This is a genomic window from Lysinibacillus sp. FJAT-14222, from assembly GCF_001278875.1.
In the GTDB taxonomy this organism is placed as follows: Bacteria; Bacillota; Bacilli; order Bacillales_A; family Planococcaceae; genus Lysinibacillus; species Lysinibacillus agricola.
Genome location: NZ_LIYL01000033.1, coordinates 1 through 22438 on the forward strand (window position 1 = coordinate 1; position 22438 = coordinate 22438).

21 protein-coding genes are annotated in these 22438 nt (G+C 35.9%); 13 read left to right on the plus strand and 8 right to left on the minus strand.

Annotation, left to right across the window (positions count from 1 at the left end):
• Positions 1–83: 83 nt before the first annotated feature.
• The 4 genes from eutC to AN161_RS14550 all read left to right on the plus strand — a co-directional run bounded on the left by eutC (position 84) and on the right by AN161_RS14550 (position 3894).
• Entirely contained in the window at positions 84–941 is an 858-nt protein-coding gene (gene eutC / locus AN161_RS14540; protein ID WP_053595066.1) for an ethanolamine ammonia-lyase subunit EutC, read from the plus strand.
• Positions 942–1027: 86 nt separating this feature from the next.
• Positions 1028–1489: a response regulator gene (locus AN161_RS14545; RefSeq protein ID WP_198926886.1), complete on the plus strand. Its 462-nt coding sequence runs from the start codon at positions 1028–1030 to the stop codon at positions 1487–1489.
• Between the two features lie 210 nt (positions 1490–1699).
• Entirely contained in the window at positions 1700–1768 is a 69-nt protein-coding gene (locus AN161_RS30610; protein ID WP_241774572.1) for a hypothetical protein, read from the plus strand.
• 755 nt (positions 1769–2523) lie between these two features.
• The gene (locus AN161_RS14550; protein ID WP_053595111.1) at positions 2524–3894 is read left to right on the plus strand and encodes a Na+/H+ antiporter NhaC family protein; all 1371 of its coding nucleotides are present in this window, start codon (positions 2524–2526) and stop codon (positions 3892–3894) included.
• 104 nt (positions 3895–3998) lie between these two features.
• Here AN161_RS14550 and AN161_RS14555 read toward each other — a convergent pair whose 3' ends face one another.
• The 3 genes from AN161_RS14555 to AN161_RS14565 form a co-directional block, all read right to left on the minus strand.
• Positions 3999–4925 carry a TIGR03943 family protein gene (locus AN161_RS14555; RefSeq protein ID WP_053595067.1) on the minus strand — a complete coding sequence of 309 codons (927 nt, stop codon included), beginning with the start codon at positions 4923–4925 and terminating at the stop codon, positions 3999–4001.
• A 10-nt stretch (positions 4926–4935) separates the two neighbouring features.
• The gene (locus tag AN161_RS14560; RefSeq protein ID WP_053595068.1) at positions 4936–5934 is read right to left on the minus strand and encodes a permease; all 999 of its coding nucleotides are present in this window, start codon (positions 5932–5934) and stop codon (positions 4936–4938) included.
• Between the two features lie 251 nt (positions 5935–6185).
• Positions 6186–7151, minus strand: a complete 966-nt coding sequence (locus tag AN161_RS14565; RefSeq protein ID WP_053595069.1) for a multidrug resistance efflux transporter family protein — start codon at positions 7149–7151, stop codon at positions 6186–6188.
• Between the two features lie 84 nt (positions 7152–7235).
• Here AN161_RS14565 and AN161_RS14570 point away from each other — a divergent pair, with 84 nt between their 5' ends.
• Complete coding sequence (locus tag AN161_RS14570; RefSeq protein WP_053595070.1) at positions 7236–7808, plus strand: XRE family transcriptional regulator; 573 nt, start codon at positions 7236–7238, stop codon at positions 7806–7808.
• A 232-nt stretch (positions 7809–8040) separates the two neighbouring features.
• Here the strand turns inward: AN161_RS14570 and AN161_RS14575 are convergent, their stop codons facing one another.
• The 3 genes from AN161_RS14575 to AN161_RS14585 form a co-directional block, all read right to left on the minus strand.
• Complete coding sequence (locus AN161_RS14575) at positions 8041–9702, minus strand: HAMP domain-containing methyl-accepting chemotaxis protein (RefSeq protein WP_053595071.1); 1662 nt, start codon at positions 9700–9702, stop codon at positions 8041–8043.
• Positions 9699–10685, minus strand: a complete 987-nt coding sequence (locus AN161_RS14580) for a BMP family ABC transporter substrate-binding protein (RefSeq protein ID WP_053595072.1) — start codon at positions 10683–10685, stop codon at positions 9699–9701. The genes AN161_RS14575 and AN161_RS14580 overlap by 4 nt, the downstream gene beginning before the upstream one ends.
• A gap of 503 nt (positions 10686–11188) precedes the next feature.
• Positions 11189–12100, minus strand: a complete 912-nt coding sequence (locus AN161_RS14585; protein WP_053595073.1) for a LysR family transcriptional regulator — start codon at positions 12098–12100, stop codon at positions 11189–11191.
• A 134-nt stretch (positions 12101–12234) separates the two neighbouring features.
• Here AN161_RS14585 and AN161_RS14590 point away from each other — a divergent pair, with 134 nt between their 5' ends.
• The 8 genes from AN161_RS14590 (at position 12235) to AN161_RS14625 (ending at position 20868) form a co-directional block, all read left to right on the plus strand.
• The gene (locus AN161_RS14590; RefSeq protein WP_241774568.1) at positions 12235–13203 is read left to right on the plus strand and encodes an ABC transporter ATP-binding protein; all 969 of its coding nucleotides are present in this window, start codon (positions 12235–12237) and stop codon (positions 13201–13203) included.
• On the plus strand, positions 13200–14225 hold the full coding sequence (locus AN161_RS14595) for an ABC transporter substrate-binding protein (RefSeq protein WP_082340101.1): 1026 nt from the start codon (positions 13200–13202) through the stop codon (positions 14223–14225). Before AN161_RS14590 ends, AN161_RS14595 begins: the two co-directional genes overlap by 4 nt.
• Positions 14226–14287: 62 nt before the next feature.
• Positions 14288–15949 carry an iron ABC transporter permease gene (locus tag AN161_RS14600; protein WP_053595075.1) on the plus strand — a complete coding sequence of 554 codons (1662 nt, stop codon included), beginning with the start codon at positions 14288–14290 and terminating at the stop codon, positions 15947–15949.
• Entirely contained in the window at positions 15942–17036 is a 1095-nt protein-coding gene (locus AN161_RS14605; protein ID WP_053595076.1) for an MBL fold metallo-hydrolase, read from the plus strand. The genes AN161_RS14600 and AN161_RS14605 overlap by 8 nt, the downstream gene beginning before the upstream one ends.
• A complete protein-coding gene (locus tag AN161_RS14610) occupies positions 17033–17830 on the plus strand; it encodes a hypothetical protein (protein WP_053595077.1) in 798 nt (265 codons plus the stop codon). Before AN161_RS14605 ends, AN161_RS14610 begins: the two co-directional genes overlap by 4 nt.
• Positions 17831–18057: 227 nt before the next feature.
• Positions 18058–19383 (plus strand): M48 family metallopeptidase, encoded by a 1326-nt coding sequence (locus AN161_RS14615; protein ID WP_053595113.1) that lies wholly within the window; start codon positions 18058–18060, stop codon positions 19381–19383.
• A 91-nt stretch (positions 19384–19474) separates the two neighbouring features.
• The gene (locus AN161_RS14620) at positions 19475–20290 is read left to right on the plus strand and encodes a YitT family protein (RefSeq protein ID WP_053595078.1); all 816 of its coding nucleotides are present in this window, start codon (positions 19475–19477) and stop codon (positions 20288–20290) included.
• Between the two features lie 203 nt (positions 20291–20493).
• Positions 20494–20868, plus strand: coding sequence for an MmcQ/YjbR family DNA-binding protein (locus tag AN161_RS14625; RefSeq protein ID WP_053595079.1), 375 nt, complete (start codon positions 20494–20496; stop codon positions 20866–20868).
• Between the two features lie 360 nt (positions 20869–21228).
• On the opposite strand, the gene AN161_RS14630 is transcribed toward AN161_RS14625, so the two are convergent.
• Positions 21229–21570 (minus strand): GIY-YIG nuclease family protein, encoded by a 342-nt coding sequence (locus tag AN161_RS14630; protein WP_053595080.1) that lies wholly within the window; start codon positions 21568–21570, stop codon positions 21229–21231.
• Between the two features lie 16 nt (positions 21571–21586).
• Positions 21587–22342 (minus strand): DUF2087 domain-containing protein, encoded by a 756-nt coding sequence (locus AN161_RS14635; protein WP_053595081.1) that lies wholly within the window; start codon positions 22340–22342, stop codon positions 21587–21589.
• Between the last annotated feature and the right edge of the window lie 96 nt (positions 22343–22438).

The window sequence follows — 22438 nt, forward strand, 5'->3', positions numbered from 1 at the left end:
AAGTTGTGATAAAAAAATTTTTTATCACTCTTAAAAACGGGTCAAACCGTTGATATATCAACATTTATAGAGGGAGGAGCAAAATGGATATTCAAGAAATTGTTCAAAGAGTAGTAGAAGAAGTGAAGAAAAATATGAATTTGCCAAAAGCCGATACCGATCAAAAAACAGAAGAAATCATATATTTCCCCGAAGAACGGATACAAGGGGTAGACGAACCACATAACGCTGCATCTATTGAGCGAGCACAAAGTATTACGCCTGCCCGTATTGGTATTGGTCGAACTGGAACCCGTATGTTAACGACAAGTTATTTACAATTTTTGATTGATCATGCAGCTGCACAGGATGCTGTGTCAAGAGATGTAAGTGATGATTTTCTTCAGAATATGGGTTTGCAAAAACTGGAGACAAAAGCTAGCGATATGAAATCTTACTTAATGGATTTAGATTCTGGACGAAAGTTATCAGATGAATCAGTGAAGTTTCTTGAGAAAAACGGGGATAAAGGAAAAGAAGTACAAATTATTATTTGTGATGGCTTGAGTTCCTCGGCTGTGGAAGCTAATGTAGTTGATTTACTACCTGCTTTAATACAAGGGCTAAAATTAAAAAATATTAGCGTCGCAAAGCCGTTTTTTATTAAGCGAGGGCGTGTATGGGTGCAAGACGAAGTAGCTGCAATTGTTAATTGTGACCTTGTTATTTCATTGATTGGTGAAAGGCCAGGTCTAAATACAGATGAAAGCTTGAGTGCATACATGATTTATCGACCTACTGAAAAAACAGTTGAAGCCGATCGGACGGTAATTTCAAATATTCATAAAGAAGGACTGACTTCGCTTGAAGCTGGTGCCTACCTATCTGATTTAATCGAACAAATGCTTCTTGCTAAGTGTACAGGAGTTTCTTTTGCTCAACAAAGGAGTTTCAACATGTAAGTATTGCATGTAATCTGTGTGTGTTCTCATTAATTCGAGTAAAAAAATTATAGTATTCTTTCTGTCCAGAAAGGTTGTGATGGTTTATGAAAAAACGGATTTTGATTGCTGAAGACGAACCGATTATCAGACTGGACTTAAAAATGATGCTTCGGAATCACGGTTATGAGGTAGTCGGAGAAGCAGGAGATGGGGATCGAGCGATTGAACTCGCTTTTAATTTAAAACCAGATCTTGTGTTAATGGATATTGAAATGCCAAAACTAAATGGTTTAAAAGCAAGTGAGGTTATTGGTCGTCAGGTGGATGTACCAGTGCTGTTAATTACTGCCTACAGTCAAAAAGAATTTGTAGAAAAGTCTAGGCAAGATAATATTATGGGTTATCTAGTTAAACCAGTTTCTGAGGCTAGCTTAATTCCAGCAGTTATTATTGCACTTCAACAAGCTAAGAGGACGCAGACGCTAAAAAAATCTTTACAACTCACAGAACAACAAATTCAAAAACGAAAGATGATTGAGCGAGAAAAAGGCAACTCGATAAAGTAAATCTGGGCAATAGATATTTTCATTAACTCATTTCGGCAAATGTCTTTTGTAGCGAAAGCGAAGCATCAGCTACAGAAGTCTCCCACTTCTATTGGAAGGAAATTGGCGACTGCACTGCAAAAAAAGTGAATTATTTACTAGATGGAAGTGGATTGAACCAAACGAAACAGGTCGGGCTACCTGCTTGGCGCTAGTACTCAGACAACAGAAATAAACGGTGCAACAATTCAAGTAGCGTCTGATAAACTTCCAATAAAGAATGTACCTGTCGACGTTTGACACATCTACCATTAACCCTGAAATTATAAGGGGAAGGTCACTCATTTGAAAAATAATGAGTGATTTTTCTTGGTTTTTAACTCTCTTCTTACATCTAATATTTTCCATAATATGCACTAATTACTCTCAAGTCAGAGTAAAATTTGACTCCATTTTCATACGCCAAAGCGGCTGTTATGAAGTTCTAATATTTGTTTTACAATAGCTACAACCAAGCCTAATCCATCAATTCTTTGCTTCTTGATTTTTCTACTCTGTAAAACGGGTTTCATATTCGTTTGATTTCTTCAGCTTCTCTTTAATTTGGTTGCCGAATCGCTTGTTATTGTGCTCATTCCTATACTGTTTTGGTGTGATACAAGTGAATTTTTTTAAAAGTTTTAAGAGGTGTGTTGATTAACTATTTTTATCCATCCCGATTAATGAGAAGGCTCTGATTTCCGCAAATTGACTTCTTAGTTTCCATTCATGTTCAATTCCCATAATAATAAATAACGATTCATATCAGTTATTTCTAATGCAATGAATAGCTCATAAAATCGTATTTTTTGTATAACTTTTTGTTTTTTAAAATTAATAATTCCTTTTTAAAAATTAATATATTTTCAACTTTTAGGAGCCGAAAAAGAGAGAAAAATGATGATATTAAGATAAACTTAATGTTTTTTCGAGAAAAACTATATACAATTCTATATCATATTGTTGTATAGTATAACTATTCGCATAAAAAGGGAGGAGATTTGATTGTGAAAAAAATGATAAAAGTACCGCATACATATGCAATTATTTTTATAGTAATACTTATTGCTGCAATCGGAACTTATGTTATTCCAGCTGGTAAATATGACAAAGAAGAGGTTGGCGGTAAGCAATATGTTGTGGATGGTAGTTACCATTCAGTAGAACAGAATCCAGTCGGATTTTTCGAATTATTTACTTCGATTCCTGCAGGGATGCAAGCTGGATCACAAATCATTTTCTACATTTTTTTACTTGGTGGAGCATTTGGCATCATCAAAACAACAGGGGCAATTGATGCAGGGATTAATGCCGTTGTCTCAAAATTAAAAACGAAAGATAAATTTCTCATTCCGTTAATTATGATCATCTTCTCAATTCTTGGTTTTACGACAGGGACATCAGAAGAGAATATTATTTTCGTCCCAATTGGAATTGGTATCGCCATTGCACTTGGCTATGATGCCATCGTTGGTACAGCAATGATTACGCTAGGGGCAGCAAGTGGATTTATCGGAGGTATGTTAAACCCATTTACAGTAGGAGTTGCACAAGGGATTGCAGAAATTCCAATCTTCTCAGGATTCTTATTCCGTTCTTGTGTTTATGTCTTTATTTTAGCAGCAGCAATTTTCTACGTAATGCGATATGCCGCAAAAGTAAAAGCTGATCCAAAAGCTTCTGTGCTATATGGAGAAAAAATCGATCGTACTGTACGTACAGATGATAACAAAATTCCTGAATTCACTTGGAATCGTAAACTTGTTTTAGTTATTCTTTTCGGTGGAATTGGCGTTAATATGTACGGAGTAATAAAACAAGATTGGTTTTTAAATGAATTAGCCGCATCATTTATGATTATTGGATTCTTAGCAGGGATCGTTGGTAAATTAGGTGTTAATAATACATTCGCTGCTTTTGTTGAAGGGATGAAACTTGTTGCATTTGGTGCATTAATTGTAGGTTTCGCTCGTACAATTTTAGTTGTAATGGACAACGGGGCAATCATTGATTCTGTCGTTTATGGGTTATCACATGTTATTAGCCAATTGCCACCTGTATTTGGTGTCATTGGAATGTTTATTGCACAAACATTTACTAACTTCTTTATTCCATCTGGAAGTGGACAAGCTGCGACAACGATGCCAATCATGGTTCCATTGGCGGATATTCTCGGTATGCCACGTCAATTAGCCGTTCTTGCCTTCCAATATGGTGATGCAATTAGTAACTCAATTATTCCTACTTCAGCAGCGCTTATGGGCTACCTTGGTATTGCAGGTATTCCATATGACAAATGGGTCAAATTCATTTGGAAATTAATTTTGATTTGGATGGTTATTGCTTTAATTGGTTTAATTATTGCTTTTTATATCGGTGTACAATAAACAAAAAAGTTCGTATATTTAAATTGGTCTGAATATTTTCGATTCTAAAATATACTGTAAAAGGCAATGAAGGTGATCCCTCATTGCCTTTTGTCAATATTATGTTAAAAGCTTATGAGAATATCAATTGGATATAGATAAGGTTTTTCAGGTTCTTCTATTTTCACCCAATTATCCACTTTAATAACGGGTAAGCTTTCTCCATTGTATGTTGTAATATCGATTGTTCCAATTACTTCAATCCATGTATCATTAACTAGAGTATGGTTTTCTGGTAATTCTGCTAGAAAGCCTACTATACTTGCGTCAGCAATACAGTGCGTAATGAGAAATCTTGAAATGACCAATTGATTCTGAGGAAAGCTATCTTCATTTAAAACAAAACCTTTCAATTGTATCTTTTTTCCTAGATATTTTGATAAATCTTTATTAATATCCTCATAATAAATAGTGTAATCCTTATCTGTCATTTTAATAGTTTGATTTTGTGAGAGCTGTTGCTTTAAAAGCTCGTATTCTTTTTTAGGCATCTCCTGCCTTTCCTCCATCAACATTGGATCTTGAGCATGTTCGTCATATATATTTTCGTTAACGGTTTTATTTGAAGTGATATAGTCTTCTATTTTAGATGTTTTGGATTGTTTAGTAAGAATCAAAGAGGCTCCTTTTTTGTCAGCTATAGAAGCGTCCAGTACCTTCGCAGGCATAAAGAAACCCGTAAGTAATGGAGTAATGATAACTAGATAAGAAAATACCTTTTTTTTATTAATTGGTGAATCTCCGTGATCGTGTTGAGTACAACAAGCGTGTTCAGTACTGTAACAATGTTGTTTTTTAGTTGAAAAAGAAAAAATTCTTGTCACTTGAACAAAAAATAAAAGTAGGAATAAAATAGCAACTGTTTTACTTAAATTTTCGTATTTTGGATTAATGAATTTTGTTATTTCTTCAGTCCAATGTAGGTTGAAAATCATGGCAAAAAAAGCTAATAAAATGATAGCTCTTACTGCTTGTTGGAAGTGAAATTTCATGTTTTCCCCCTTATATATAACTTGAAAGTATAAATAAACTAAAATAGACAACAGCGGCTATTAAAATTAATAAACACATTACAAACTTAAAGCGAAATACGCCTATCAACATAATTGTATTTTTTAGATCAATCATAGGTCCTAAAATTAAAAATGCTAGAATAGAAGGCGTGGAGAAAATAGCGCTAAAAGAAGCCCCTATAAATGCATCCGCTTCAGAGCAAAGTGATAAAATAAATGCTAAGCCCATCATTACTACTATTGAAGAGGATACATCATTCCCTATTTCGACTAATGTTTTTGTCGACACATACGTTTGTACAAGTGCAGCTAAAAATGCCCCTATTATTAAATATTTTCCCATGTCAAAGAATTCATCTATAGAGTGTTTTAACATATTAAACAACTTTTTTATGAATGAAGTTTTAATTACGTCTATACGTGATGAATCTGTTTGAATCCCTGGTTTGAATTGTGTCCCCTTAAAAAACAAGCTAATAATTAAAGATACTATAATAGCAATGAAGAAGCCTAAAATCATTCGTAGGCCTGCGATTTTTATGTCATTGCCAAATGCCATATAGGTAGAGAGAATAACGATCGGATTAATAAGAGGCCCGGTTAACATAAATCCTATTGCGGCATGGATAGGTACTCCTTTTGAAATCAACCTTCGAACGATAGGTACTATTCCACATTCGCAAGCAGGAAATAATGCTCCTACAATGCAACTCATTAAAACTGCCATAAATTTATTTTTAGGAATCCACTTTTGAATATGATCTTCCGTTATAAAGATTTGAATAAATCCTGCAATAAGGACTCCGATTAGCACAAAGGGGAGAGCCTCTATTAAAATACTTATAAATATAGTATTAAGATTCAAAATGGAAGAAGCGATAGTCTCAAATGTCGAGTAGACTATTAAAAATGGTTGAATAAAGAATAAAAATAAAATGAAAATGAGCCAAAAATTAAATAGATATTTAGGAATATGAAGACGTTCCACATGTACCTCCCAGAAGTTACGATCTTTTTAAATTGTAATGATTCCGTTTTAATATAAACTATGTATATGGACAATTAGGTATTACACAATACATTAGATTTTTGGATACATTACATGTTTAAATATACGGTCAGGGATTCAAAAATTTAGATAAACGTAAAAACGGAAGAGGGGAACAAACTATAATTCTTTGACAACATAAAAATAGTAGCATTATACACAATGTAAAATGCTACTTGGAGAAAGGAAAACTATGCTGTTTTCTTTAGTTTGGATACAGGAACAGAACGATTTAAAATACTGTTAGCTATCATTCCAATCATGATAATAATCATACCGATTAAAGATAATCCAACAGGCCAAGAACCGTTTAAAAAAACGATTTCACCAAGAACAGTAAACACCATTGTTCCAGCTTGTGTTGCCTCCACTGCCCCTAATAAAGAAAGGTTATTTTTCGCTAAGTCAGTAGCGAAGAAAAATGTCATTGTGGCGATAACACCCGAACATAATGCTAATAAGAAACCTTGCATCATTTGCCCAGATGTTGGTATGCCAGTTGTAGTCCAACCATAAATCGCTAATATAATACTGACAGGAAGACTGCCAATTGCCATGCCTAACACGCGTTGGAATGTATCTAAGCGACCAGCAACGACTTCCATCATTTTTCTATTACCGAAAGGATATAAGAATGCGGCGATGACTACAGGGAGGAAGCCGGATAAAAATTGAGAAACAGTAATATCCCCAGCTTCTGTTAATTGCATACAAATGACACCTGTTAAAATAAATAAGGCAACAAGTAAGCTTCGCAAAGGCATTTTACCGCGAACTCGTTTAACTTCTGACTTCGTCTCCAATGTAATAAAAAATAACGGAGATAATAACAAACCAGCTAAAATGGTTATTTGCCATGTACCTGCTACGAGCCATGCAGGACTAAATACAGCAGCATAGCTTAATAAGGAATAAAATCCAACCCCAGCTATTGTTCCATAACCAATCCATGCCAAAGGATTTTTACGCATTTCTACCCATAGTGGACGAAGGTTTTTGCGAAATAGGACGATAAAGAATAAAATGGGTAAAGCGAATAAAAATCGGAAGGAGGCAGTCCAAGCCCAGCTTGTTCCTGATACGTTCATAATTCGATTTATAATAAATGTAGCTGAAAAAAACGCAGATGATAAAATACCTAATAAGATAGCGCGCATTTCGTTCGCTCCTTTCTGAATATATACTATAATATAATTATTTATATAAAAAGTAAACTATAATATACCGAAAGAGGGGTTCCTATGAAAGAACAAGAGGATATGCAAACAAAAGAAGTAATTCTGCAAGTTGGTCAACTGTTACGACAAATACGCAATGAACAAAAATTAAGTTTAGAAGAGTTAGCAAAGAAAACGGGTGTTAGTAAATTAACACTAGGAAAAATTGAAAGAGGAGAAACGAATCCTACATTAGGCGTCATTTGGAAGATTACAAAAGGATTATCTATTCCGTTGTCACGGCTTATGGTTATAGAAGATATAGTCAATGTTGCACGCTGCGGAGAAGGATTTATTATAGAAGAAAATCAAATGTGGCGATTAGAGACTATATTTCGTTACAAAAAAGAAACAGGATTGGAAATGCATCGTGCTTGTTTGCAACCGTATAGCATATATGAGGCAGAACCTCATCATGAAGGAGCTATTGAATTTGTAACAGTAATGAAAGGGAAAATTTCGATTCAAGTAGGACAAGAAATGTATGAATTAAACGAATTTGATTCTATTCAATTTGAAGCAAATCGAAAGCATAGCTATGAAAACACCGGAAATGAAGTTGCAGTTCTCCATTTAACAATGAAATATTTATCTTGAAATAAGTAATCACACTAGTAGTTTCATCTTTGGATTCTATGCGAAGGCTTGTTATTATGCTTGAGCTGGAAGCGGTATTGACAGAGCAAGCAGTGGACAGGATCAATAGTTCTAATTGATGCTGGTTTAACTTTAATATATCATTAAGAAAAATCCCGAATAATGTCCGTTATTCGGGATATTGTTTTTTCTTGCCATATGTTATTAATTTATCCTAAAGCTGCATTGATCATTATAATGTGAATTTTTTTAGCTCTACAGACAATGTATTTGTCATTTCTTGAAGTTCTGAAACCTTTTCACTAATTTTTTGGAAGGATCCTAACTGCTCTTGAGTGGAAGCAGAAATTTCTTCTGTTCCTGCTGCGGTTTCTTCCGTAATAGCGGAAATGTTTTCAATGGCACTATTCATTTGCTGGCTCATTTCGCTTGTTTGCTCCATATCCTTAGCAAGGTGTTGTAATTGGTCATTTATGGTTAAAACATGTGAAGCAATTGCCTCAAAAGACTTTTCTGTATCTAACATTGATTGTGACTGCTCTTTTGAAAGCTGATGTCCATGCTCAGCAGTAGAAAGAATGGTCGTGATACCGTGTTGTATATGTGTGACCATTGAAGAGATTAAACTAGTTGCATTTTCTGTTTCATTTGAAAGTTTTTTGACTTCCTCTGCCACTATTGCGAATCCTTTTCCAGCTTCTCCAGCCCGTGCAGCTTCGATTGCTGCATTCAATGCCAATAGATTTGTTTGATTAGCAATAGCATGGACTGCATTAGCGGCGCCTTCAATTTCTGTTGTGAATTGAGAGAATTGCGTAACAGCCTCTTTAATATCAAGCGATGTAGATGAAATATCCTTCGCGATAGAGGATTGCTTTTCTAGTGAATTATGGCCAATTTGAATAGCAGCAAGTGCCTGTTTACCGTTTGCTGCTGATTGTTCGCTAGTCTGCTGAACTATTGTAAATTGATCTGCCATCGTATTCATGAGGATAGCAGCTGACTGGATATCTTCTGAAATAATTAGGCTTCCTTTTGCCAATTCGTCCGTGGATATAGCAATTTGTTTATTGCCTTCATTAACAGTTTCAATATAGCTTGTAACATCGTTTGTAAATAGAGTAACATTTTCACCTACATCGTCAATGGATTTTACGGTGCTTTTTAAGCTAACAATCATTTTGGAAAAGTTCTCTGTCAGTTGATCAACTTCATTTCGACTGCCTTGCTTATAGGATAGGGTAGAGGTATCTATTGTCAAATTCCCTGAAGCCACCAATTGTGCACAATCCACGATCCGATTAATCGGATTTGTAATTCTTTTCGTTGCGACATACGAAAAAATGATGGTAGCAATAATTAGGAGGATACTTCCAATAATTGTTGTTGTAATTATAAAAGTAATTTTTTGCTTTGCCAAATCATTCATTTCTTGATACCATTCATTTGTTTCTTTTTTCAGTAGATGCATATCGTTTAATATGCCGGATATTCTTATTGCTTGTTTTTTTATCGCAGGACGGTTGTTAGCAAGAAATCCTGTTTCGGTAGCTTTTTCCAGTTCCTCGTATTTGCTCTCGATTTTTTTGATGATTGTCTTATGCTCAGATATTTTTGCAATAGTCGAGAGGTTTTCTAAATTTACTTTCGCTTCTTGTAAAATTGAAAGAGCTTCATTTTTATTGGCCTCACTATCTAAATAAGTGTAATTGTTTAATGATTGGCTCGCTACAACTAAACTTTGTTCAAGTTCTTTCACTGCGAGTAAAAGTGCTGTATCATCTTGTGCAGTTGTTTGAATATCAAATGTTTGTACGATAATAAAACCAATCATAGCCATTGCGAGAACAATTGGAATAAGTATGTTCATAAATAATTTTTTTCGTAACGTCACTGGATACTCCCCTTTTCTGCGGTAACTTTTATTTTACCCGAGACAATATCATCTTGTGCTTTTTCTATGGCAGCCTGTTGCTCAGATGTAAGTTTAATAATACGTATATCCGCAAGTCCGACTCCATTATCAGCTAGACCGAACGAAAACGATTTTTCAGAAATTTGCCCGTCCTCGACTAATGTTTTAGCAATTTTATAAACAGCTTGGTCGACATTTTTTAACATGGATGTTACGACAGTTTTTTCTGCAATGTAAAATTGATCAATATCAACTCCCGCTGCATATACACCCATTTCTTCAGCTTTTTTTATGGCACCAAAGCCTGTGAATCCCGCTGCATGATAAATAAAATCTACGCCGTTCTTTATGTAACGTTCTGTGATTGCGGCACCTGCGTCGGTATCATCAAATGTGCCAGCATACTCACTAACAATTTCGATATTTGGATTAAAATATTGAGCTCCCTCAATAAAGCCGTTTTCAAAATGATGGATAACCGGAACATTTGCACCACCAATAAACCCTATTTTTCCAGTTATACTCGTCATTGCTGCAACCATTCCAAGTAAAAAACTGCCTTCTTGCTCTTTAAATGTTATTGAAGTGATATTTGCAACATCTGATTGTCCGTCAATAAGGACAAATTGCTGATCAGGATATTTCTTCGCAGTTTTTTCCAGTGCCTCCTGTACAGAGAAACCAAGACCGATAATGACGTTATATTTTTCTTCGACAAGTTCTTCTAGCTTCTGTTCGTAATTGCCATCAGGCGCCTCTTTATAATCAAACAAAATACCTAGCTCATCTCGTGCTTTTTCAAGCCCTTTAAAAGCTGAGTCATTAAACGATTCATCACCAAGCCCTGCATCTGAGAGCAAGATACCAATTTTATAGTCATCTTGCGCTTTTTCTGGCGAAGCTGTTGAACAGCCTGCTACTAACAAAACTATCAAACAAAGGCCAATCATTAATTTTTTCAATATGAGTACCTCCAGTTGTATGTATTATTTATCGATCAAAAGTTGTTCTAAGTCAGATGTCAGACGACATTTTTTATTTTACCATTAAATATTATCAGATTTTTTACAATTTACTACAGGAAAATGGGTTCAAATCATCCTGAATATTTTTTGGATACTAAGTATTTAGTTTGTTATATAATGAGTTTTCTCTATAATGATAGTGGGAAAGGTAGGATGATGTTCATACATAAGTACTAATTCATAAAAATTGCCCCTTTTTTCTATGGACAATTAAAAAAGCCTAGCAAACACTCAAAGAGTTTGCAGGCTCACTGCCCGAAACAATAGAACGCTTAATGTAGCTTTGGAATAATGTTTGTCAAATTAAAAACTGTACAAAATTGTTGATATGCTCCCCATTAAGTAGGCAGATGAAAAAATAAAATCTGATTATTTAATGGAGAGTATTTTTATGGCTAAAAGTAAATATTCCGAAAAACAGCTGGCTGACTACGGAATTATTATGTCATATGAGGATATATTTTTAATTGCTTTGCTAAATCGTAAATTGAAGTTTTTACAAATGTATCCATTCTGTTATCTAGACGAGATTTAGGATAAATAAGTTGAATCTTTCTATTAAGTGTCACATCGTGTAGGTCCTTCTTTATCAAAAGTCCTGATTTTAACTCATCTTCTATCAGGGCAACTGACAAAAACGCAATTGTTTTTCCGAAAGTAAGCATTTTCTTAATAGTGCTAACAGAATCTAGCTCGATCGTATAAATGGATGGGTGAAATGGGTCCATCCATTTTTCTATAAAATGATTCGTTGAACTTGAAGATGTATGCAATAATACTTTGTTTTTTAGGACATCTGCTTTTGTGATGTCCTTTTTTGCTGCAAGCTCATGGGTAGGGCTTAATGCTAAAACAAGGGAATCTTCGCCGATTGTATCGTAAATAAGAGACGAATTTTCTTGCTTTGTTTCCATGATGAGCCCGAAATCTAATTCTTGAAGTGCTACCTTTTGTTCAATTTCGGGAGCTGTTTTTACTTCTAGCGATATTCGAATGTCTGGGTAAGCTGTAGAAACCTGATGAATAATATCTGGCATAAAAATATGTGCGGGTAGCCCGCTTGCGCCAAGACGAATGGAGCCGATATTACCAGCTAAAAGATTTTCGATAAAGCGGTTCATGTCTTTTTGAAGCTGTACAATTTGGCGAGCATAATGATAGAGCCCTTCTCCTGCTTCTGTTAAACGGTATCCACCTGCATTTGTCCGAAATAAACGGATGCCATATTCCTCTTCAATGGAACGAATATGAAAGGATACGGTCGGTGCTGTAAGACCAAGCTCTTTGGCAACAGGAGCTAATTTTTTAAATTCTACAAGTAGGCAAAATGCCTGTAACTTCATATTATTCATTTTATCCTCCTAAAGTAAATTAGAAAAAATCTTAGTTTTACTTTAGTTTATTAGATTTTTTTTAACGAGTTATTAATAGTAGATTAATATTTTCTAAATATCTGGAATTTATAGTTGTAATTAACGAGGAGGATATGATGAAAATCTCATTAACAAATATCGAGAAAAAATATGGACAGGCTCAAGCGCTTTGGCCCATTAATGTGGAGCTGAACAGCAAATTCATCACCATCTTAGGACAATCAGGTTGCGGTAAAACAACATTATTAAAAATATTAGCAGGTCTTGAACAACCGACAAATGGAGAAATCGGTTTTGATGAAACCATTATTTACTCATCTAAACTCCGGAAGAATGTAAAACCAAATAAGCGAAATATTGCGATGGTTTTTCAAGATTTTGCATTGTGGCCACATATGACTGTTTTTCAAAACATTGCTTTTGGCCTGAAGGGAATTGTTCCAAAGTCAGACATTCCGGCTCGAGTGAAGCATGTTATGCGATTGGTGAAAATGGAAGGATTTGAAAAACGAAAACCTGGGGAGTTATCAGGGGGACAGCAGCAACGGGTAGCACTAGCAAGGGCACTTGCGACAAATCCTCAGCTTATTTTGTTTGATGAACCATTATCGGCGCTTGACGCAGTACTAAGAGAAAAAATGCAAGATGAAATCATGCATATTATTCACGAGCTAGATTGTCAGGCTATTTTTGTCACACATGATCAAACAGAGGCAATGACGATGTCAGATCAAATTATTGTGATGGAAGCAGGAAGAATTGCACAGGTGGGAACACCAGAAGAAATATATCACGCCCCAGCAACACCGTATGTAGCAGATTTTATCGGCAAAGTGAACTGGTTTGATAAAGGTAATTATATTGTGCGACCTGAAGGAGTTTCCAGACTATCACGCCCAGGTACGATTGCAAAACAAGCGATGATTGTAAAAAGTACTTTTGTTGGTGATCGTTATTTAGTGCAGGCACAGGTAGAAGGAAAGCACTGGAGCTTTTACGAAGCAGAACCTATTGAACACGGTAAGCAGCTTGAAGTTTTTATAGATAAAAAACAAATATATCAATTGGAGGGTTACCATTGAAACAACGAGGTTTGAAACTATTCGCTACAGCTGGAATTCTTTTAACATTAGCATTAGCGGGCTGTGGAAATAAAGAGGTAGAGAAGAATGATAAAGTAAGTGCAAAGCCGAAAGAAGAGCAAACTTTAACGGTATACTCTGCTGGTCCAGATGGTTTGGCGGCGAATATTCAACAAGCATTTGAAGAGAAGACAGGGATAAAAGTAGAGATGTTCCAAGGGACAACAGGCAAAATATTATCGCGTTTAGAAGCGGAAAAAAATAATCCTGTAGCAGACGTTGTTGTACTAGCCTCTGTCGCTTCAATGGATGGTTTAAAGGAAACAGATCAGCTTCAAAGCTATAAAGATGCTGAAGGTGCAAAGAAAATCAATAGCGATTGGTCAAATGCAGAAGGTTATTACTATGGTTACAGTGCCTCGGCATTAGGAATTGCTTATAATACGAAAAATACGCAGCAGGCTCCAGCAGAATGGGCAGATTTAGCAAAAGCTGAATGGCAAAATAAAATCAATATACCAGACCCTAGCTTATCAGGCTCTGCTGTAGACTTCCTATTCGGATATACAGAAGCTGAAAAAACAGCTTGGACTACGATGGAAAAGTGGAAGGAAAATGGTTTACAGGTGAATGGTGCTAATAAGGAAGCGCTAGATGCTGTTATTACTGGTGACAAAAATGCCACAATTTCAGGGGTAGATTACATGGCCTATAAAGCAAAAGCTGATGGTGAGCCAGTAGAAATTATTTATCCAAAAAATGGAACAGTTGTCAGTCCACGTGCTGTTGGTATTTTGAAGGATGCAAAAAACGTAGAGAGTGCAAAAGCGTACGTTGATTTTTTACTGTCAGATGAAGGGCAAAAGCTTGTAGCCAATGCTTACTTACTACCAGGCAACAAAGATATACCTGTTAAGGATCGTGCAGCCTTAGATGAAATTCCTCAGCTAAACGTGAACTGGAAAGGTGCAGAAGCAAAGCAGCTTGAAGTATTAACTAAATTCAATGATATTTTTCGTTAAGTAGTTGTTTGGGAGGTTTTTTAGCCTCCTTTAAGTTTTTCTAGGGAAGGATTGAATCATCAATGATTATGGAAGGCAGACGAACTTTTGGATTTTTACTGACACTTGTCGTCACGTTTGCTATCGCACCGTTAATGGCCATTGCGTTTTATACGTTTATGAAAGATGGGCAATTAGATGTTTCGCAGATTAACAGAATGTTTGCCAATGAAAGAATGTGGCATACACTTGGAAACTCTGTATTATTAGGGGTATTAGTTATAGTTGGGACGACAATAGTTGCATTTCCAATGGCGTTAATAAGAACGAAAACAAGCTTATATAAATATGATTGGCTAGATATTATTTTAACGATTCCGTTTATGACACCACCATATATTGGCTCCATGGGATGGATATTGTTCATGCAAAATAATGGCTTTCTCCAACAGCTATTTCCAAGTGCTGCTTGGGTGACTGAATCGTTCTTCTCCTTATTTGGAATGGTCATGATAATGAGCCTACATCTTTTTCCTTTCTTATATTTAATGCTGAAAAATACACTATTAAGAATCAATGGCTCCTTTCTTGATGCTGCACTAATTTTTGGACGAAGCTCTTGGAGAAATTGGACGAAAATAGTTTTGCCTCTAGTAGTTTCTAGCTATGTTCTTGGAAGCTTGTTAATTTTCATTAAAACGTTAGCTGAATTTGGAACACCTGCAACGTTTGGTAGTCGAATTGGTTTTCAAGTATTTACGACGGAAATTCACTCTTACTTATCTAGATGGCCTGTAGATATTAGTATGGCGACATCGCTCTCGTTATTTTTACTGTCGGTTTGTCTCGTTATCTGGTATTTTCAAAATCTTATTGGACGCAAATATACATATAGCGTGCTTTCTGGAAAAACACCAGCTATTCGCGAGATTAAAGATCAGTGGTATGTCAAGCTTGGTTCATGGCTTTTTGTGGGGATTGTTATTTTGCTATCAATCGGCATTCCTTACTTCTCAATTATCGTGACATCTTTGCAGAAAGTAAGAGGGGATGGTTTACAAGCAGGGAATTTTAGCTTTGCCTCCTACCAGGAAGTGTTTACAAGTGGAAGTGCTGGATTGTCAGCATTTTTAAATAGTGTTGTTTTCTCCGTAATCACAGCTGTCGTTACAGCAATTATTGGTTTGTTGATTGCCTTATACATTAAAAAAGGAGAAACGAAAAAGCAGCAAATATTAGATTTCTTTAGTTTAATGCCTAATATTATTCCTGGAATTGTCTTTGTAGTTGGGTTAATTATGTTTTGGAATGCACCATGGCTACCAGCGACCATCTATAACACAAAGGCAATGGTTGTAGTCACGTATTGTGTACTTTTTTTACCGTATTCCGTGCAATATATAAAATCTTCTTTATCGCAGTTAGATTCTTCGATATTCCAATCAACAGCTATTTTTGGTCGAAGTAGTTGGGCTGTTTATCGACATATTATCATTCCATTATTAATGCAGGGAATTCTTGCTGGAATGATGATGACGTTTATTATTTCGATGCGTGAACTTGTCGCTGGATTACTTATTTTGCCTCCTTCAGTAGAGACTGGCGCAACATTTATTTACAGTCAATTTGAACAAGGAAATGTTGGTGTAGGAATGGCTGTAGCGGTGATTACAGTCGCCATGACCGTTATTTTCATGTTTTTATTAGATTGGCTACAAAAACGGGGAGGACATGCGGATGCTTAATGTAGAGATTTTAGGTGGAGTCGGTGAGTATGGTCGTAACTGCTTTTTCATTGAAAAAAATGGACATGCTATTTTACTCGATTGCGGAGTGATGAACAATCGGCAGAAGACTCTTCCTAATTTAACACAAGCTCATGTTGCAAAGCTTGATGCAGTGTTTATTTCCCATTCACATACAGATCATGTAGGTGCTCTTCCTTTACTTGAGCGATGGGGATACATAGGACCGATCATTATGAGTAAAATGACTGCGCAGCAATTAAAACAATCTTGCCATCATACAAGAACCTTTCAACCAGAATCAATCGGAGAATGGACAGTTGTTAGTAATTGTCTTGCTTTTCAATGGGGTTACAGTGGGCATCTAATAGGAAGCGTTTGGTATAAGATTCGTTTTTTTGAGGAGGTGATATTTTACTCTGGCGATTATGTGGTAGATTCCTATCTGTTGAAAGCAACACTACCTATAGAGGATGGGACTGTTTATGATGTAGCCATTATAGATAGCGGCCACATTGAAAAGCACATCAAAAATATAGAAGTATTACAGCGAATGACGGAATATATCCATGCAAATCCAAACTGTCCGATCATTTTCCCATCTTCTTTCTCAGGAAAAACAGCGGATATTGCTACCTATCTTTTTCAGCATACAACAAGAGCGATACGTGTAGATCATGATTTGTTGTCCTTATTTGAAAATTATTATGAGGCACCTGGAAATTTATTGTCTAACAGAACAATGTTGCAACAGTTTAAACTAGAATGTTTAACAAAAATAACAGAAAGTGAAAACACCATTTATTTTGTGCCTGAGCGTAATGAAGCAAAATTAGTGGAGCTGCTTCATAAAAAGCCTACTTCAATAGTAATCTTTACGGGATATTGGAATAAAGGCAAATATAAAAGTCCATTTTCCAAAAATCAATATAAAGAATTTTTTTACAAAACGCATCCAGATTATCATGATATCATCGCACTTTCTAGTAAAATACAGGCACATAAGACAATCTATTTTCACAGTTCATTAACGAATAGAGATACGACTTTCTTGCAATTACTAAAAAATGAGGAGGAAATACTATGAAGAAATGGGCAGTAAATTTTTATTTAGTTGTCATTGTACTTGTTAGCATCATTGGATTTAGTTCTACACAAGCAAAAGCAGCAATCGAGCCAGGAAATGAAATTAAATTCAACATTAAATCTGAGCCTTTCACTGAATCAGATATTTTAAATGTTTTCCAAGCGACAAAAAAAGATGAAGTGAAGATTTATTTCTTTGATACTCCGAATAGAGCTTTTCTAAATGAAGATTATATCCATCGTTTACGTGTCTACAAAGGAAGCAATAAAATGGATATCACGTATAAAAAGAGATTTGTAAATACACCTCTGGATGAAGCGATTGCTATCACAGAAAGTCATGGCTTCACGGGAGCAGAATCTAACTATAAATTTGAAACGGATATTAAGGGTGACAATCGTACGTTCACAATAAGTCGTAAGGAATCATTAAAGACTACATCTAAAATTTCTTATGATGCAGTGGATACAAGTGCCGCTAAAAAATTAATTTTAGAAAATGTTCCGAAGAAAGTTTTAAATTGGGATTCTGAAGCATGGTATCAAAATACATTATCTCAAGCTGTCGTATATGGTCCTGCAAAAGCTACAACATATAAAGGAAGCTTTGCGGGCTATGCGGCGGATATTGAAGTTTGGCAATATCAAGGGGAGATTATGGTAGAGTTATCAACGAAAGAGGATGATGCATTAAAGGCCGCTGTTATAGAAAGAGAATGGCATGATCGATTAGCAACAGCAGGTTATTTAAGTGAAGATCAACGCGGTAAAACGGCATTTGTAATGGATAAGTAATAAAAAATATTCTTTAAAATTCGCGACACTTCTGGGAATAGCGAACAAGCCGAGGTGCTAGAGTATCTACAGTGGCTTGTCACTCGTTTGGAGAAGTAGAGCGAATTTTTTTGGTGTGAAGTAGGATAGAAGGTAAATAAAAACAAAGAAAAATTTGTTCTAACTTTTTCAATTTAGCTTACACTTACTATAGGACGAACTTAGTGTTGAACAAGGGAGGAAATGACATAGCGAAAAAAATGGGAATTGTCGCGCTACTTTTATTCGGTGTTTATGTGCTGTGTATGTATTGGTATATATTCCATAGCGGTGGTGGTACAATACCACGAGCGTTGCAAGGAACAGCTGCGGATCCAGTGATGTTTATGTCTGAAAAAGAACTATACTTAAGTGGTGAATATTCTAAAATACGGAACTTCCTATTCTTTGTTGCTACACCTTTGGAATGGTTAGTCTATTTCATGATATTAATTATGGGCGTATCACGTTATTTCGAAAAGGTGGCGACGTCACAAACAAAATGGAAGCTGTTGCAAAATGCAGGTTACTTATTCTTATTATCACTTTTACTATATGTTGTACTATTCCCACTCGATTATTATCGTTACAATTTAAGCAAAAGCTATGGTATTAGTACACAAGGGTTTTCGTCATGGATGCGAGATGGCATTATCGATTTTTGGGTCAGCTTTGGCATGAGCTTTATCATTGTGTCTGTCATTTATTGGCTCATCAAAAAAAGTGCAAAAAGATGGTGGCTGTATACTTGGTTTCTAACGATTCCATTCACAATATTTGTGATGTTCATTCAGCCTGTTGTCATTGATCCGTTATACAATGATTTTTATCCGTTGAAAAATAAGGAGCTAGAGGCGAAAATCTTGTCTCTTGCTGAACAGGCAAATATACCAGCAGAGCATGTATATGAGGTCAATATGGCAGAAAAAACGAATGCCTTAAATGCTTATGTAACGGGTATTGGCAGTAATTCGAGAATCGTGCTATGGGATACAACCTTAAATCGTTTAACAGATAATGAAATATTATTTATCATGGCACATGAAATGGGACATTACGTAGAGAAGCATATTTATTTTGGTATTGCAGGATATCTTTTGTTGACATTGCTAGGATTATGGCTATCAGCGAAGTGTATGAGATGGTTGATTGGACGTCACGGACACGTATTAAAAATTAAAAAAATCAGTGATATAGGTTCTTACCCGTTGTTTTTACTTATAACATCCGTTTTATTATTTGCTTCAAACCCTCTGTCAAATTATATTTCGAGGTATCAGGAAATGAGAGCCGATCAATATGCAATTTCACTAACAGGTGAACGAGAGTCAGCCGTTACGGCATTCCAGAAGCTAACGATATCTGGGCTAAGTGAAGTAAATCCACAGTTACTTGTAAAGTGGTTCCGTTATACACATCCGCCAATGCTTGAACGTATTTATAAGGTGGCGGAGAATGTAGATGAGAAAAAAGAGGAGCCATTAAAAGAAGTGCCATTAAAGGAAGAGCAGAAAAAAGAACAGCAGAAGAAATAGCAGTAGTGCAGTAAGGTTTTGTGAACGAATAAGTTGGGTATTCTAAAAGAAAGTATCAAAACTCGTTCGTTTTAATGATAGGGGAATTGTTATGCTTAATATTGTCGTTATTACACTTTCATCGATATTAGTCGCCTTTGCCTACAATTTTTTGTTAATTCCACATGAGATTTTAAGTGGGGGATTAAGTGGGATTGCCATCATGCTTGGTATTATCACGCCCTTGAATACAGGGGTTTTAAATTTACTATTGAATTTGCCATTACTTATTATAGGAGTCTTGAAGCTAGGGAAGCGGTTCATTGGATATACTATACTTTCAGTCGTTGTCTTGTCAGTAAGCTTGTACATTATTCCTATTTATAAAGCTACACAAGAACCGATCCTTGCCTCTTTATTTGGCGGAGTTATTGTGGGCTTAGGCACGGGTATAATTTTTCGTGCATCGGGTTCCTCTGGAGGTTTTGATATTTTAGCGATGCTGTTAAGTCGCAAACGGGATTTTCCCCTTGGTACATTAATCTCAGCGATGAATGGGATTGTTGTAGCTATCTCCGGATTCGTTTTTAGTTGGGATGCGGCATTACTTACGCTCGTATCGATTTATGCTACAGGGAAGGTTGTCGACACCATTCATACGAGTCATATTAAGTTGACGCTGATGATTATTACAAGTAAGGGCGATGAAGTAAAGCAGCAGCTGCTGGAAAAGCTTCATCGAGGTGTGACGATTATCGACGCGAAGGGTGCTTACTCAGGTGAGGGGCGTAAAGTTTTAATCACTGTCATTACACGCTATCAGCTTGCTGAAGTTAAAGGTACGATAAAGGAAACGGATGCAAAAGCTTTTGTCAATATATTACAAACTACTGAGGTTATCGGCGTGTTTGATAGAAGTTTAAAGTAAGGTATTTAATAACCAGAAGCGAAAACATCATGTCCTGTGATAAAGCTTTGTGGCCAGTATCGATTTGCCTCAAGCGGCGAATGTACATCGGAGACAGCAATCAATCTAAAAATAAATAGTTATTCCCTCTACACACGTTATTGATTATAATAAATATAATCGAACGTGTGTTTTTAAATTTTTGGAGGAAAAGGGGTTAAATAATGAACAAAGAAACAATTCATGCATATTGTCTAAAGCTTCGTGGTACAACGTATGATCACAAAGAAGAGTGGGGAGCGGATCGCTATCATATTGGGGGTAAAATGTTTGGAATGATGGGCGGAGATGCTACTGGAAGGCCAGTACTTACTTTAAAATGCGAACCTAATCGAGCTGAAGAGTTGAGAGAAGCATATGAAGGTATTATTCCAGGCTACTATATGAATAAAACACATTGGAATTCAATTTATATGGATGCAGATGACGTGCCTATGGATTTAGTTGAAAATTTAATCAAACATTCGTATGAGCTAGTTTTCGGAAAGCTAACAAAAAAAGCTCAGCAGGAAATTAGTTTAATGGAAGAAATGAAGTGAGAGAAATAGTAGGATGAACACTAGTGTGTCAAAGTAAAACCCCGCGCAAAGAAGCGGGAGCAAATCCGGCGAAGAAATACTCAGGCGCAAGGGAAAACTGCTCGGGTCAGCCAAGGAACTGATCAGGCGCAAGGGAAAACTGCGGGTCAGCCAAGGAACTGATCAGGCGCAAGGGGAAACTGCTCGGGTCAGCCAAGGAACGGATCAGGTGCAAGAGAAAACTTCTCGGTTAGCCGAAGAACTGCTCAGGTCCAACTGATATTTGCTCTACCAGCAACACAATATAAGAAATTAAAAAAGAATCTGCCAGTTTCTCCAGCTTAATCGCGAAGAAAACAGATTCTTTTTTTAGCTCTATGCCTAGTTATACCCACGTTCACCAAATGGCTGAAGCTTGTCGAGCCATTTTTGTTCTAGTTTTTCTAGCTCTTTTTTGGCATCGAAATAGCCTTCTTCTTTTTTCTTCAAATATTCCACAACTTCGATATCAAAAGCATCCTTGCCGAATGTGTTGTAATCGGCTTGTAGCTTTTGATTGGTATGTGTATTTGTTTTTAACGAAAATTGAAAGCCATTTAAGCGTTTTAAATTATTGAAGCTGCCAACAAACACTTTACCATTTTGTTTATTGGTCATTGTAAAAACGCCAGCTTCGATTTTCATTTCTTTATACATTTCCTTTAGTTCTTTTTTATGGTCCATTGGAAACCCTGCTTTCTTATTTTTTTACCCAGTAGGCACTGCCATCTTCTTTTCGATCAATGAAGCCATATTCGATTAAAGAGCGACGTATTTGCACATAGTCCTCATACATCGGTTGGATCATTGCATTTAATTCTTTTTCGGAATATTGTTTCGCTTCATCGAAAAGCTTTGTCAGTGCACGGAGTATCACAATTTTATGCTTTTCACGTTTTGGGAAGCGGACAAGCTCTTTACCAATATCGTTTGGAAAGTACTTTTCAAGTAACTGCTGTTCTTCAGAAATCGTAATATTATAGCGATCGTCGACCATCGTAGCCGTTTTGTGAATCGGTACAAAGCTATCTTCTTTTTGATCTTGTTCTTTTAGTAGCTCCATCATCGCAAGAAAAGTTTTCGCTTGACGTTCCTTTTCTTTAAGGGTAAAACGATGATGACGTATTGTTGTTGCACTACCAATTTCCAGTTCTTCTTTAATTTCTTGATCTGTTTTACCTTCATAAAATAAGCGCAAAATATGACTTTGATGATCCGTTAGTCCTGTCATTTTTTTATTAAGGCCATTTAAATAATGAAAAACAGATTGATGTACAGCAGTAATATGATGCTGCATAAATTTTTCTGCCTCGTAAAGAACGCCTTCATGTGGATAAATAATACCCTGTTCAATTTTTTCCCCGCAAAGCAAACAAGTGAAGTGTGTTGCCTCATCAAGATAACCTTTTTTTATGTCTTTGATTGAAGCTTGCCAAAATAATTCATTTACATCCATTGGATATCCTCCTAAAACAAACGATTAATTATTTTGTTTGCTTATTTATATATAAAATAACAAATTGTTTGATTAAAATCAATAAAAAACACATCG